At 43.4% G+C, this 12,807-nt stretch carries 14 protein-coding genes; all 14 read left to right on the top strand.

Annotated features, from left to right (window positions below; all coding sequences use genetic code 11):
* The first annotated feature begins 144 nt into the window (after positions 1 to 144).
* Positions 145 to 741, top strand: a complete 597-nt coding sequence (locus tag ACI3E5_RS17105; protein WP_498822127.1) for a hypothetical protein — start codon at positions 145 to 147, stop codon at positions 739 to 741.
* A 118-nt stretch (positions 742 to 859) separates the two neighbouring features.
* Entirely contained in the window at positions 860 to 1,804 is a 945-nt protein-coding gene (locus ACI3E5_RS17100; protein WP_081117322.1) for a tocopherol cyclase family protein, read from the top strand.
* A gap of 90 nt (positions 1,805 to 1,894) precedes the next feature.
* The gene (locus tag ACI3E5_RS17095) at positions 1,895 to 3,874 is read left to right on the top strand and encodes a S9 family peptidase (RefSeq protein ID WP_498855886.1); all 1,980 of its coding nucleotides are present in this window, start codon (positions 1,895 to 1,897) and stop codon (positions 3,872 to 3,874) included.
* 300 nt (positions 3,875 to 4,174) lie between these two features.
* Positions 4,175 to 4,327, top strand: coding sequence for a 50S ribosomal protein L33 (gene rpmG, locus ACI3E5_RS17090; RefSeq protein ID WP_005225339.1), 153 nt, complete (start codon positions 4,175 to 4,177; stop codon positions 4,325 to 4,327).
* A 16-nt stretch (positions 4,328 to 4,343) separates the two neighbouring features.
* Positions 4,344 to 4,613, top strand: coding sequence for a 30S ribosomal protein S14 (rpsN, locus tag ACI3E5_RS17085; RefSeq protein WP_005225340.1), 270 nt, complete (start codon positions 4,344 to 4,346; stop codon positions 4,611 to 4,613).
* Between the two features lie 15 nt (positions 4,614 to 4,628).
* On the top strand, positions 4,629 to 4,763 hold the full coding sequence (locus ACI3E5_RS17080; RefSeq protein ID WP_005237325.1) for a putative metal homeostasis protein: 135 nt from the start codon (positions 4,629 to 4,631) through the stop codon (positions 4,761 to 4,763).
* Positions 4,764 to 4,792: 29 nt separating this feature from the next.
* Complete coding sequence (gene rpmF, locus ACI3E5_RS17075; protein ID WP_060792875.1) at positions 4,793 to 4,963, top strand: 50S ribosomal protein L32; 171 nt, start codon at positions 4,793 to 4,795, stop codon at positions 4,961 to 4,963.
* 37 nt (positions 4,964 to 5,000) lie between these two features.
* The gene (locus ACI3E5_RS17070; protein WP_498822128.1) at positions 5,001 to 5,396 is read left to right on the top strand and encodes a hypothetical protein; all 396 of its coding nucleotides are present in this window, start codon (positions 5,001 to 5,003) and stop codon (positions 5,394 to 5,396) included.
* 25 nt (positions 5,397 to 5,421) lie between these two features.
* On the top strand, positions 5,422 to 5,829 hold the full coding sequence (locus ACI3E5_RS17065) for a NusG domain II-containing protein (RefSeq protein WP_005237322.1): 408 nt from the start codon (positions 5,422 to 5,424) through the stop codon (positions 5,827 to 5,829).
* A 375-nt stretch (positions 5,830 to 6,204) separates the two neighbouring features.
* Positions 6,205 to 6,912, top strand: coding sequence for an EAL domain-containing protein (locus ACI3E5_RS17060; protein WP_498822129.1), 708 nt, complete (start codon positions 6,205 to 6,207; stop codon positions 6,910 to 6,912).
* A 4-nt stretch (positions 6,913 to 6,916) separates the two neighbouring features.
* Complete coding sequence (locus tag ACI3E5_RS17055; RefSeq protein ID WP_123834635.1) at positions 6,917 to 8,026, top strand: GGDEF domain-containing protein; 1,110 nt, start codon at positions 6,917 to 6,919, stop codon at positions 8,024 to 8,026.
* A gap of 332 nt (positions 8,027 to 8,358) precedes the next feature.
* The gene (locus ACI3E5_RS17050; RefSeq protein WP_005225346.1) at positions 8,359 to 9,411 is read left to right on the top strand and encodes a GGDEF domain-containing protein; all 1,053 of its coding nucleotides are present in this window, start codon (positions 8,359 to 8,361) and stop codon (positions 9,409 to 9,411) included.
* A 59-nt stretch (positions 9,412 to 9,470) separates the two neighbouring features.
* Entirely contained in the window at positions 9,471 to 10,511 is a 1,041-nt protein-coding gene (locus ACI3E5_RS17045) for a bifunctional glycosyltransferase family 2/GtrA family protein (protein ID WP_060791718.1), read from the top strand.
* Positions 10,508 to 12,766, top strand: a complete 2,259-nt coding sequence (locus ACI3E5_RS17040) for a glycosyltransferase family 2 protein (RefSeq protein ID WP_270287126.1) — start codon at positions 10,508 to 10,510, stop codon at positions 12,764 to 12,766. Before ACI3E5_RS17045 ends, ACI3E5_RS17040 begins: the two co-directional genes overlap by 4 nt.
* The last annotated feature ends 41 nt before the right edge of the window (positions 12,767 to 12,807 follow it).

The following is a 12,807-nucleotide window of genomic DNA, read 5'->3' as shown; positions in this document are numbered from 1 at the left end:
TGTGATATTTCCTCCAGTGTGTTTTCTTATATTTTACACACCTTATCTTTTCTGTCTAGTTAAGTGTAGCCTATTCAGGATTTATTAGAAGCACAAACTCATGGAGAAGAGGCGCAACACTATTTTGGTAATGATCCGAAAGGGGTGGCAGATGAACTGTTGGCAAACACGCCAAAGAGCAATTTCAAAGAGCGTCTCAAATTGGCATATTTAGCGGTTGGTATCAGTTGGGGGATCAAGTTTATAGCTGATTTTACAAATCAAGGACCACTGGTTCTTAACCTGCTGGATTATCTTTTAACAGGATTGGTAACTGTGGTAGCGGTCATCGGGATTTTTGCGATCATCAGCAAAACCATCTATCAAAAGAAGGGCACAAGCAAGGTGATTCGTTTCGGCTCCCTTTGGCTCGTTGTGAGTGGCTGGATTGGTCTTTCACTGTTGATCAATCTGCTGACCCAAAACTGGTGGCTCCTGACGATCGCATTTCCTTTTGATGTAGTATTGGTTGGCAGTTTGCTGGTAGCGGCGATCGTTTTTGTTGTATCACGCAAAGAAAAAGCTTTTTATCCGATCGTTTTTCTACTGGGGGTATTTGTGTTGCTTGGTTGCCTGCAAAAAGCCATGGCATTTTATCACATTGGGGATCCATCGTGGATGACCGGCGGACTTTTGACACTGCTCGTTGTAGGGTTTCTTATTTTTCTCTGGTGGACCCGTCGAGTGATGAAAAAGCAATAAGCAAAGCCAGAAACAAGTGTGTTGCTTGTTTCTGGCTTTTTTACATGGACAAAGGCATTATCCTGAGGAATCTTTCTGCTTCATGCTACACTAAAAAAAGAAACGGAGGGAAATCAAGATGTTGACAACAGATCGGTTCTTTCACGGCCACAATAAGCAGACCGCTTTTTTTGAAGGCTGGTACCATAAGCACCAAATCGGTGAAGAAGTCTATGCTTTTATTCCAGGTCTTTCGATTCAAGAAGACGGTACCAAAGAAGTGTTCATTCAAGTGATCAATCATGAGGGCGCGCATTACTTCTCCTTTCCAGAAACTGATTTTCAGGTTTCAGAAGAGGAGCGAAAAGTAACGATTGGTGACAATATCTTTAGTGAAGCAGGCATTCAAGTTTCTTTAAAAAATAACGATCTCCAAGTACAAGGAGCAGTAAAATATAACGACCACAAACCGATTCAGCGGACACGTTATGCGCCGAGTATCATGGGGCCTTTTTCGTACCTGTCATTTATGGAGTGCTACCACGGTGTCTTGAGCATGAGTCATACCTTAGAAGGTACGCTGTACTGGAACGAAGAACCAATCGATTTTACGAACGGGATCGGTTATTTGGAAAAAGACTGGGGTACCTCCTTTCCAGCAGCTTATATCTGGGTTCAGTGCAACAGTTTTGATGCACCAGATATACGGTTCTTTTTCTCCGCAGCCGACATTCCCTTTGCTGGTTTTGCTTTTTTGGGAACGATTTGTGTTCTGCAAGTCGGCAGCCAAGAATATCGTTTTGCTACTTATCATGGTGCAAAGATTCATGATGTCAAACGTACGGAAGACCGTTTAGTGATCCAGCTCAAACAAAAACAGTGGCTGCTGACGATCGAAGTGTTGACGAAAGAAGGCCATTCGTTGTTAGCACCTTCTATTGGGCAAATGAATCGGATCATTCGCGAAAGCGCCAGTACGGAAATTGCCTTGACCCTTTTAGAAAATGGGCAGGAGATCTTGCGGCAGACAGGGACGTCGGCTGGTTTTGAAGAAGTAGCGAATCTGCGAAGATTTCACTATTAAAAAAAGGCGGGAAAAAAGCAGAAAAATTCGTTTCTTTTGATATACTAGTAGATAGTTACTGCGAAAACACGTATCTTTGGAGGGAAACGGATGGAAAAAATAACGAATGAGACACTGTTTGAACTGAAAACGATTGCGCAGCCTGCAGTGGGGCAAAATCAGGTTTTTTACTTGGAAACGGCAGTCAACCAAGAGACTAATACGTATGATTCAGCGATTTATAGTATTGACCCAAAGACCAACGAACGGCGTGAGTGGGGCACCGAAGCGACGACCCACAACAACCTAAAGGTCTCGCCAGATGATCAAAGGCTCAGTTTTGTGACGACCGATCCAAAGAAAGATGAAAGTACGTTATGGACGATGCCAGTGTCCGGAGGCAAGCCCCAAGCACTTGTCACTGAGAAGGGTCTGGGGGACTATTTTTGGAAGCAAGACGCAACGGCGGTCTATTATAAGCTGGCACAAGAAGAGCCGGTCTCAGAGAATCAAGACGACACAGAAAAGACGGACAAGCAAAAGGAATTTCCAGAAGTAAAAGCTACTACGAAAGTCAATTATTTGGCGGATGGCGTCGGATTTTTAAAAGAAAAAAAACATTCGATCGTCAAAAAAACGATCGCGACACAAGAAACGGAACTGATTTTTGAGCATGATTCTCCCTTTGTTTTTTCTGGCATCGCGGATGATCAGAAGACGTTGTTCCTCACCTTTGACAAAGAGGAAGAAGATGAATGGGACTATGGCTCGAAGGTTTGTCTCCTTGATAGCCAGACGAAAAAGACAGAAAGTTTAGAAAACATCCTGCCAGAAGGAACCTACACTTTTGCTGCTGCGCGCAATGATCAGCTGTTACTATTAGGCAATGATCTCTCTTACGGATTTGTGACCTTGGATGATTTGTTTTTGATCGACTTAAAAACGAAAGCAGTCAAAAATCTTTCCAAGGAGTTAGATGTTGCCTTTGGCAATGCGATCATCAGTGATTTTCAACAAAAAAATCGTGGCGTAGCGATCACCTGGTTGACGGATGACACATTCCTTGTACCCGTAACAGAACATGGCAAGCTACAATTGTACCGTGCCACGACCCAAGGAGAATGGACCAAACTACTTGATGAAAAAATGGATATCCTCGATGCGGCGATCTATTCAGAAGCCAAACTTGCTGTTGCTTATGCGACGCCAACGATCCCTAGTCGCTTAGCATTGATTGACTTAACAAGTGGTGAAGTAACCGATCTCTATGATCCCAACCAAGCAGTTATGTCACAGTTAGCGATCAGTAAACCCGAAGCGTTTTGGTACGAAGGAGCAGATGATTGGCAAATTCAAGGCTGGTATTTGCCCCCGACCGAAACAAAGGAGAATCATCCAGCGATTTTGTACATTCATGGCGGTCCGCAGGTCTGCTATGGGGAAACATTTTTCCATGAGATGCAAGTCCATGCCGCTAATGGCTATGGGGTCATCTTGGTGAACCCTCGTGGCGGGCAAGGATACGGTCAAACATTTGTCAAATCGATTTTAGGTGATTATGGCAATAAAGATTATCAAGACTTGCTGTTGGGGGTGGATGTCGTGGTGGCAAACCATCCAGAAATCGATACGAACACCATCCATGTGGCTGGCGGCAGTTATGGTGGCTTTATGACCAACTGGATCGTTGGCCATACCGATCGTTTTTGTGCGGCCGTTACGCAACGCTCGATCTCAAATTGGATCAGCTTTTATGGGACGAGTGACATTGGACCTGCCTTTGTCAAATTCCAATTGTTGCGGGAACTTGATGAGACCGAAGGACTTTGGAAGATGTCGCCTTTGGCCTATGCCAGCCAAGTCAAGACACCTACGCTAGTCCTCCATGGAGAAAATGATTTGCGATGTCCGCAAGAACAAGGACAGCAGTTTTACATGGCATTGCAACGTCAAGGCGTCGATACGAAGCTGATGCTGTTTCCTCAATCCTCTCATGGTTTGTCGCGCAATGGCTTGCCGAACCTGCGGATAGAACGCTTGCAGGCGATCAGTGAATGGCTTGCATCACATGAGAACCAATCAGTAAATTAACCGAATGAAATCACCTGACAAAGAATCACGACTTGGGCTGCTTGAAAAGCCCAACCAGTGATTTCTTAAAAATCAGGTGATTTTTTTGCGGGATCAAAAGCTATAGGTTTCTGTTATCTTGCCACCAATGACAGCGACGGTTGAAAACAAATTCATATGACGTTTTCTTCACGTGTTAAATAAAAAAAAGAAGAAATAGTTTTGCTTGCTTCCTGTGTTTTAGTGTGATATGATACAAAACGTAATCGTTACACTTTGAGTGTTCTTTTGGTGTGACGCAAGAGAAAGGAGCTGGTTATTATGAGAAACAATATTATTTTGGCATGTGTGGAGACAGGGGAAAGACTTTATTTGACCAATAAGAACCAGCGCAATACGCCGGAACGTTTAGAATTAAAAAAATATTCACCAAAGTTGCGGCGCAGAGCGATTTTTCGTGAAATCAAGAAATAGGAAGGAAAATAACTGAATGGCAAAAAAATCAAAAATTGCAAAATACAACAAACAAGTACAACTCATCGAACAATACCGAGCAGTACGTCAAGAACTAAAAGCACAAGGAGATACCCAAGCATTGGCCAAACTACCGAAGGATTCGAATCCGACTCGTTTGAAAAAACGGGATATGATCGATGGTCGTCCGCGCGGCTACATGAATAAATTCGGCATGTCACGGATCAATTTCCGTAAGCATGCACATCTCGGAGAAATTCCCGGCGTTACAAAAGCAAGCTGGTAACAGAAAGGAGTCAATATGGAAAAAACGGACTTGTCTAGTGCGTATCGACGTTTAAAGAGCCCGAACATCAAAACAAGGAAACGCGCATTAAAGATCATTCATGAATTTAAGCGAAATAAAAGGAAAAATGCATTGCAGCTGCGTGCATAATGAGAAAGTGAAAGAAAGTTGGAAATGACATGGCAGTACCTGCAAGAAAAACATCAAAAGCAAAAAAGAATAAGCGCCGGACCCACTATGGCGTCAAAGCACCAGCGATTTCGTTTGATGGGACAACAGGAACCTTCAAGCGCAGCCACCATGTATCATTAGCAGACTATAAAGCGCAGCACCCAATCGAAAAGAATTAACGGCGTCTTATGACGCCTTCCAGAAAGCAGGGGGAAAATGGAGATCATCTATCCGTCATTGATTGAAGAAGCCTATCGTCACAGTAAAAAATTTCATCCAGAGATCACCAAAGAGGCAATCTATCGCCATTTTTACGAAGCAGGTTTGATCAAAGAAAACGGCGATCCGACGGAAAAAGCCTTGTCAGAAGGGGTCGTTGAAGATTATACTGAGGACTGGGATCTTACCTTTGAAGAATTTTTGATGATCTACCCCGTGTTTCGTTCCTTTGACTCAAAGCATTTCAAGAAGATCGAGCATTTTTGGGAAATGGATTTGGCTTTGCAAGAACAAATCCTTGCCCAATGGGAGCAAGAAACCTTCACAGAGGAAGAGATCATCGACCTAACTGCTTTTTTTGAAGAGCGATTACCTTCTAAAAAGGAACAGTGAATGAACCGTGAAAGGCGTACATGTGATGAAAAAGACGATCCAGCCATTTTTAAAACTTTTAAAGCCCTATGATTATCTGCTGTTTGTTCTGTTAGTTGTCGGCTCTTTTTTACCGCTTTTTCTATTTGAAGCACAAGCTCAAAGTGATACCGGCGATCGGTATGCAATCGTGCGGATCAATGGAGAAGAGGTTGACCGTTTTAACTTAGAAGAAATCGATGCGATGGAAAAAACCTACTATCCAGCAGAAGGTCAGTACAATATCGTCGAGATCAAAGATGGCGCGATCCGAGTTCGTGAAGACAATAGTCCCGACCAGATTGCTGTCAAAACCAGCTGGATCTATCGCAATGGGCAGACGAGTATTTGCCTGCCTCATAAGCTGGTGATCGAGATCAAGCAAGCCGGTGCCTCTGACTATTTAATTTATTAACAGAAAAAGGAAGCCAGCTGAACAATTCCTGTTCAGCTGGCTTTTTTATGAGGATGAGCCGAAGAAGCTGTCAAAAACGCCAATCGACCAACGTGTAAGTCAGCAAGAAACAGCGTTTTTGATACAAGAAAAGCGCAGAATTCCAACCGTCAGAAGAAAGAGGAACTATGGGTGAAAGCTACAATCTCTGTCCAATCGTTCACAAAAAAATCTCCCCAATCATCTAAAATAGTTGGGGAACTGCGGCTCTATTTGGTATACTTAGGCAAGTCAGTTCCTTTGAAGCTTCTTTTTCTAAGGACTATGAACGAGCGATGATACGAATATGACCAATTTTCGGAAGTGATAACTTTACTAGATGGGGGCTTAACGAAGATGGGAAATGAAACAATTTGGGAAAACACAGACAATTTTTATCTGTTATGTCAACCAATCATGCAGGTAGAATCGTTAAGTCAGCAAGAGGTGAACGGCTATGAGGTCTTGCTGCGCAGCGAGAAAAACAACCGCTTTCCGCAACAAGAATTCAGCGCAATGATTCAATCTGAAAGTGGCAATCAGCAGTTGATGGGGTGGTATGCCCAGGAGCTGCAACGGTTGTGCCAAAAAAAGCCGAAAACCCGCTTTAGTGTCAATATTCATCCACAACAGCTGCTGTGGCAGTCAACGTGGACTTTTTTTGAGGGGATGACTGCCCACAAAGAGCAGTTGCAGATCGAATTAACAGAGCATCCTGTAAAAGGTCAGCATGATTCTTTTGATTTGTCTACTGCCCTTGCAAAAATCAAAGCCTATGGCTATGTGATCGCTGTCGATGACATCGGCTGTGGCCAAAATACCCTCTCATTGGTCTTTGCCAATCTTGAAAATGTGGATTGTTTGAAATTTTCACTACTGCCGTTTATTCAGCTCGATGAGGAGATCGGGTTTAGTTTCTTGACCTGTTGGTTGAAGGTCGCCAAAAAGTATCAGCTTGAGTTGATCGTTGAAGGCATCGAGACCCGCGATAAGATGGCGCAGCTGCTTGAGATGGGGATTCATTTACAACAAGGATATTTATGGTCTAAAGGAGAGCGATTGTGATGGAATGTTAGAACGAGGCGTGCTCTTGGCGTTTGGTTTGCCGCTGATGATTGCCAGTTTACTGGTGACCGCAGATGTTTTTGTACGAAGTGTGCAAAAAATATCGGTTTCTCGTCCATTTAAGTATTTTATTATTGGTATTCTGACGTTTACGCATTTGTATTTTATTCTTTCTTTTTCAATGAATTCAGTTGGGTTTATCTGTTATCAATACACAACTGCTTTTATTGCGAGTCATTTTTTCTATGGTGATCGTGGCAAGATCTTGATTTTGATAACGCCGTGTATGGTCGTTTTCTATTTACTGTTTGTCGGTTTTTCTGACATTGGCAAAGCCTTTTATTTACCGCTATTAGGTGTCGGCGTCTTTGTCCTTGATTTTCTCTTATCAAAAATCAAGCCGCTGCGTCCGCAACAGCAATTTTATTTGATGTATTTTTTGACCTGTCTGATCTCACCGCGTTTTTCGATGTTGGTCCATCATACGACGACCTATGACTGGGAAGCGATGTTGGCAGTACTTGTTGGTTCTTTTGTGCTGTTGGGCGGCTTTATGTGGCTGCATCGGTTGATTGAAGGCGAAGAGTACCAAGTACTGGCAGAGTTGGCGAATAGTAAGATCGATGCATTGACCGGCTGCTTCAACTATGGGACCTATAACCACGATCTGCTTCAAGCCGTTTCACAGAAAAAGACTGTGACGATCGCCATGATCGATCTCGATCACTTCAAAAAGGTCAACGACCGTTATGGTCATATCGCTGGAAATGAGCTGTTGAGAACCTTTGCCACACGGACAACTATTTTTTTAGAGGCGCATTTTGCCGAGACCTTTTCCTTTTATCGTTATGGCGGCGAAGAGTTCTGTGTCGTGATCGAAGGGGATGTCAAAGAAAAGACCGTAGCTGCGATGACGACGCTGTGTCAAACTATTTCCAGCAGTATGTTTCCTGTCGCCAATTTTGAAAAAGGGACGATGTCTTTGTCTTGCGGCGTTGAAGCGAGCACCGTTTGTCATGGCGATATCTTGGCAGCCGTCGAAAGAGCCGATCAAGCACTCTATCTCGCAAAACAAAGTGGTCGAAATCGGGTGTGCACCTTACCTGAGACGTAAAAAAATAATGAAAAAATGATTTGCACAAATTCACAAAGAATTAAATCTTTATGCACAAAAAGTTAGTAATAATAAAGAAATAAAGTTATTTATTTAAAAAATATACATTTTGCTTTTTTTATTTATCTTGAGAATCTTCGCATATCAACAAAAAGATTGAAACTATGTATAATTTCTGGTAAATTATTCTAAATCAAGAGTGATAAAAACTGTCAATAATAAATAGTGATTCTTACTTGATGCTTTGTCCGCTTTTCCAATGAAATGTTTCTGGAATTGTCCCGTCGAATCAGCAAGTAAGGGTTCTTTTTTTTAGAAAGGAAGCACAGGAAATGGCAAATACGCTGGTTGTCAATACACTCGCAAATTTAGGCGCAATTATCATCAATATTTATTTGTTATTCAAAATCAGTGACGGATTCGTTGGCCAAGGGACGTTCAAAGCGAAACAGATCGCAGCTGCGATTGCTTGTGAAACCGTGGTGGGGATGCTGATGATGAATTTCTCTTACGTCGTATATGAAACGCGATTTGACCTGCGCTTTTTGCTTTACGCTTTTTCCATGAAATATCTGGGGTGGAAGGTGACCGTACCGACGATGGTCAATCTAGCGTTAGGGCGTTTCTTGTTTGAAGTATCAAAATCGTCTTGGTTGAACTTATATCTTACGTTTTTTTTGATAGTGACACTGACATTTCTGCATGCCTGGGCCAAACGGCGATTTACTGACAAACAAGAGTTATTCCTATCAATTACCTACTTGATCGCTATCTCCTTTCTTTTTGGTTTTTATCTGACGGGTGATATTCAAAAAACGACCCTAATTTATATAGTTTATGGCATTCTCGCCTATACATTGGCGTTTTTCCTTTACTCGATAGTAAATGATATGCAGCGCATTTTGGCATTGGTCAAAATCGATGATCTTACGCAGTTGAACAACTTCCGTAAATTTCAAGATGACCGCCAACGCCTAGACACGACCGAGGTGGACTTATCGATCGCTTTGATCGATATCGATCATTTCAAAAATTACAATGACCGTTACGGACACCGTGCTGGGGATGTGATTTTGCAAGAAATCGCTCGTATTTTTTCGACCTACTGTACGGCGAGCAATCCTGTCTATCGCATCGGTGGGGAAGAGTTTGCGATCTTGATCCAAGGAGACGCACAGGCTGCTGCTTATCTCCTCGAAAAAATCCAAAAGCGCATCCGTTACCAAGAGATCATCTTGGATGCAGGCGATTCGGTCAGCATCACGTTGTCGATTGGGATCGCACAACGGCAAAAGGGCGAGTTGCTACAGCAAACACAAGAACGAGCCGATCAAGCATTGTATCGAGCCAAGCGCAGCGGTCGCGACCAACTCTGTCTTTACTGATGGAGTTGGCTTCTTTTCTTTTTTATTTTCAAAAATACTACCTTAAATGAGGAGCGCATATGGAAAATAGTTTAATCATGATTCCTTCGCTAGAACCTGACCACAAACTGCTGGCTCTGGTGGAGAAAATTCGTTTGCATAACCAGCACCTGCCGATTTTGGTCGTGGATGATGGCAGTGGGGCAGCTTATCAGCCTGTCTTTTCGGCATTGGCACAGCAGCTTGGTTGTCAGGTTTTGACCCATCCAAAGAATCTTGGAAAAGGCGCAGCCATCAAAACCGCCCTCACCGAAGTGCTGACAAACCAGCCAGCTGTTGAATTTATGGTGACCATTGATTCGGATGGGCAGCATGAGTATACCGATATGATGGCTTGTTTAGCAAAGGCCCAAGCCCATCCCGACAGTATTATTTTAGGGACCCGATCCTTTGGCAAAGAAGTGCCCTTACGGAGTAAGTTCGGCAACATATTGACCCGAAATATCCTACGTTTAGCGACTGGTCTTGCCATCGAGGATTCGCAGACGGGCTTAAGGGTTTTCCCTCGGAAATTCATGACAGATTTGTTGGCGATCTCAGGTGAGCGCTTTGAATATGAAACGCGGATGCTGATCGAAGCCCAGAAACGGGGGTGGCCGATTCTCTCGCAACCGATCGCCACCATCTATATTGAAGAAAATGCCTCTTCCCATTTTCGGGTCTTGGCAGATTCCGTCGCTATCTATAGCGTCTTTTTGAAGTATTTGTTTTCATCTGTGGTCTCCTTTTTTGTCGATGTGATCGCCTATGCGTTATTGATCCATTTCTTGTCTGTCATCGATCTGTCCTCCATCGTGATCGCGTCGTTGGGTGCCCGCTTGATTTCGGCGATCGTCAATTACTACATCAATCGCGAGCTTGTTTTTGGTCAACGGACAAAGAACAGTATGCTGCAGTATTTTTTATTAGTCATCGTACAGATTTTGCTGTCCTCTTTCCTCGTCTACCTGATCTATTTGATCCTGCCGATCGGGGATTCTGTGTTGTTAAAAATAGGCGTCGATTGCCTGCTCTTTTTCTTTAGTTACCATGTGCAAAAAAATGTCATCTTTAAGGAGTGATTGAGGTGGAACAAAAACGTTTGCCTTGGGCGAAAAAAGTCGTTTACTTTCTGGCGTTTGTCTTTTCGCTGATCTATTTATCATGGCGGGGGCTGTATACATTGCCATGGCACGAGTCTTGGTTTGCCTTACTGTTTGGTTTGCTGCTTTGGGGCAGTGAGATCGTATCGAACTTTACGGGCTTGCTGTTGATTTGGAACAAAAACAAAGCAAAGCCTTTTGAAAAACCGATCGTGCCAGAAGCCGACTATCCAGCGATCGATGTGTTGATTGCTACCCATAATGAAGAAGTGCCGCTTTTATTAAAAACAGTCAATGCGGCAGTTCATATGAAATACCCCGATCCCAAAAAAGTTCACATCTACTTGTCAGATGACACCAACCGTCCAGAGGTCAAAGCACTGGCAGATAAATTTGGCATCGGCTATATCGGATTGACAGGCAATCAGCATGCCAAGTCAGGCAATCTCAATCATGCATTGTCAAAAACCAATTCGCCGCTAGTGGCGACCTTTGATGCAGATATGATTCCTTACTCAGATTTTTTGCTGGAAACAGTGCCATATTTTGTGGCAAATCAGCAGGAACGCCGCAAAGATCAGACCATCAAACCGTTGGGCTTTGTCCAAACACCGCAAAGCTTTTACAATGCGGATCTTTTTCAGTACAATCTTTTTTCAGAAGCGGCGATCCCTAACGAGCAGGACTTCTTTTCCAGAGAAGTCAATGTTTTGAACAACGCCCATGATACAGCTATTTATACAGGTTCCAATACGGTGATCGCACGAGAAGCGATCGAAGCCGCTGGCGGATTTCCGACGGACACGATCACGGAAGATTTTGAATTAGGCGCCTTGATCAATTGCCAAGGTTATCGCAGTTTATCAACACTGCAGCCCATGGCCAGCGGTCTGTCTCCCATTGATATCCCAAGTGCCTTAAAGCAGCGGATTCGCTGGGGAAGAGGAGTGGTCCAAAGTGTCCACAATCTCCATCTTTTTAAGAACAAGACGTTGTCTTTGGCGCAAAAAATGGTTTTCTTAAACAGTTATTTGTATTGGTGGTCGTTTTTACGTCGGTTGCTGTTTATTTTCGCGCCGATTTTGTACACCGTCTTTAATGTAAGGGTCGTAGAGACCAACTTTTGGGTCTTGCTGCTGTTTTGGCTGCCAAGCTATACGTTCTTGCATTTGGCGATGCAGGATTTGAGCAGTGATATTCGAACGCAGCGCTGGGGCGAGATCCAGGAAACGATTTTTGCACCTTACCTAGTGATTCCTGTCTTTTTACAAGCCATTGGCATCAAAGAGACCCGTTTCAAAGTGACCAATAAAGCAGCAACTCAGTCTAAAAAAGACTTGTTGTTTGTGGTGCCGCATTTGTTGCTGTTGATTTTGACGATTATCGGCTTAGTGAAGTTTAATTACGGCAAATTCGGCTCAGAGATTTTCTATGGCAGCGTGTTGACTTTCTGGTTGCTGACCCATTTCTTTAACTTAACCTTTGCGGTCTTATTTTATCTCGGTCGCCCGATTTACCGAACGACGGAACGGTTCAGAGTCCATTATCCTGTTGAAGTTTCCGACCAAGACGCCAGCTATTCTTTGATGACAGAAAATATCTCAGAAAACGGCTTGTCCTTTGTTTCTGACGTTCCTCTTTATTTTCCGCCAGATGCGCAGCTGACGTTTAAAATCACCCGTAATGGCTACCAAGCAGAGATGACGGGAAACGTCGTCCGCGTTTTTTCAGGCAAGGATCGCTGGGTCTATGGGGTTGCTTTACACCAATTATCAGAAAAAGACTACTTGGCTTATTTGCAGATCATTTATGATGGCTTCAATCAAAGCCTGCCAGTTCTGCGTGACCCGTGGATGACCTTCTTTGACAGTCTTTTTGAAAATCTCGGTAAGCATCTGCTGCAAGCCAAACAAAAGCCATTGCCGCCTCAGCGAGTGCCTGTCCTGTCGATTGATCAAGAATGGGTCTTTGAAGAAGGAGCCTATACGGTCACAACGTTTGGTTTTGACCAGCTCACGTTGGTAAAAACAGAAGAAGTCGAGATGCCTGCCCGTCTAACCTTACCGTTCAGTAATCTTGTGCTTCACGCTGAAAAAGCAACGCTTCAACCAACAGAAAATCAAGTGATTTATCAAGTAAGCAATCTTTCCGAGCTGCGTTTTACAGCAGCCTTTCAAGAATGGGTAGACAGCTTGCTGAGAAAGACTAACTATATAGAGTCAAGTGAAAATTAGCTAAATCAAAAAAATATTTTATAACAGTTAAGTCCAAAAAA

It is taken from the genome of Candidatus Enterococcus avicola, assembly GCF_047470845.1.
GTDB classification, from domain to species: Bacteria; Bacillota; Bacilli; order Lactobacillales; family Enterococcaceae; genus Enterococcus_D; species Enterococcus_D casseliflavus.
Note: the sequence above shows the minus strand (reverse complement) of the source record. Positions and strands in the feature narration are given on the sequence as shown.

What these genes read in the sequence shown, in the direction of transcription:
- ACI3E5_RS17055 (WP_123834635.1), top strand. Translation starts at nt 6,917, where the DNA reads ATGTTAGAACGAGGCGTGCTCTTGGCGTTTGGTTTGCCGCTGATGATT.
- ACI3E5_RS17065 (WP_005237322.1), top strand. Translation starts at nt 5,422, where the DNA reads ATGAAAAAGACGATCCAGCCATTTTTAAAACTTTTAAAGCCCTATGAT.
- ACI3E5_RS17070 (WP_498822128.1), top strand. Translation starts at nt 5,001, where the DNA reads ATGGAGATCATCTATCCGTCATTGATTGAAGAAGCCTATCGTCACAGT.
- ACI3E5_RS17100 (WP_081117322.1), top strand. Translation starts at nt 860, where the DNA reads ATGTTGACAACAGATCGGTTCTTTCACGGCCACAATAAGCAGACCGCT.
- rpmG (WP_005225339.1), top strand. Translation starts at nt 4,175, where the DNA reads ATGAGAAACAATATTATTTTGGCATGTGTGGAGACAGGGGAAAGACTT.
- rpsN (WP_005225340.1), top strand. Translation starts at nt 4,344, where the DNA reads ATGGCAAAAAAATCAAAAATTGCAAAATACAACAAACAAGTACAACTC.
- ACI3E5_RS17045 (WP_060791718.1), top strand. Translation starts at nt 9,471, where the DNA reads ATGGAAAATAGTTTAATCATGATTCCTTCGCTAGAACCTGACCACAAA.
- ACI3E5_RS17060 (WP_498822129.1), top strand. Translation starts at nt 6,205, where the DNA reads ATGGGAAATGAAACAATTTGGGAAAACACAGACAATTTTTATCTGTTA.
- ACI3E5_RS17080 (WP_005237325.1), top strand. Translation starts at nt 4,629, where the DNA reads ATGGAAAAAACGGACTTGTCTAGTGCGTATCGACGTTTAAAGAGCCCG.
- rpmF (WP_060792875.1), top strand. Translation starts at nt 4,793, where the DNA reads ATGGCAGTACCTGCAAGAAAAACATCAAAAGCAAAAAAGAATAAGCGC.
- ACI3E5_RS17050 (WP_005225346.1), top strand. Translation starts at nt 8,359, where the DNA reads ATGGCAAATACGCTGGTTGTCAATACACTCGCAAATTTAGGCGCAATT.
- ACI3E5_RS17095 (WP_498855886.1), top strand. Translation starts at nt 1,895, where the DNA reads ATGGAAAAAATAACGAATGAGACACTGTTTGAACTGAAAACGATTGCG.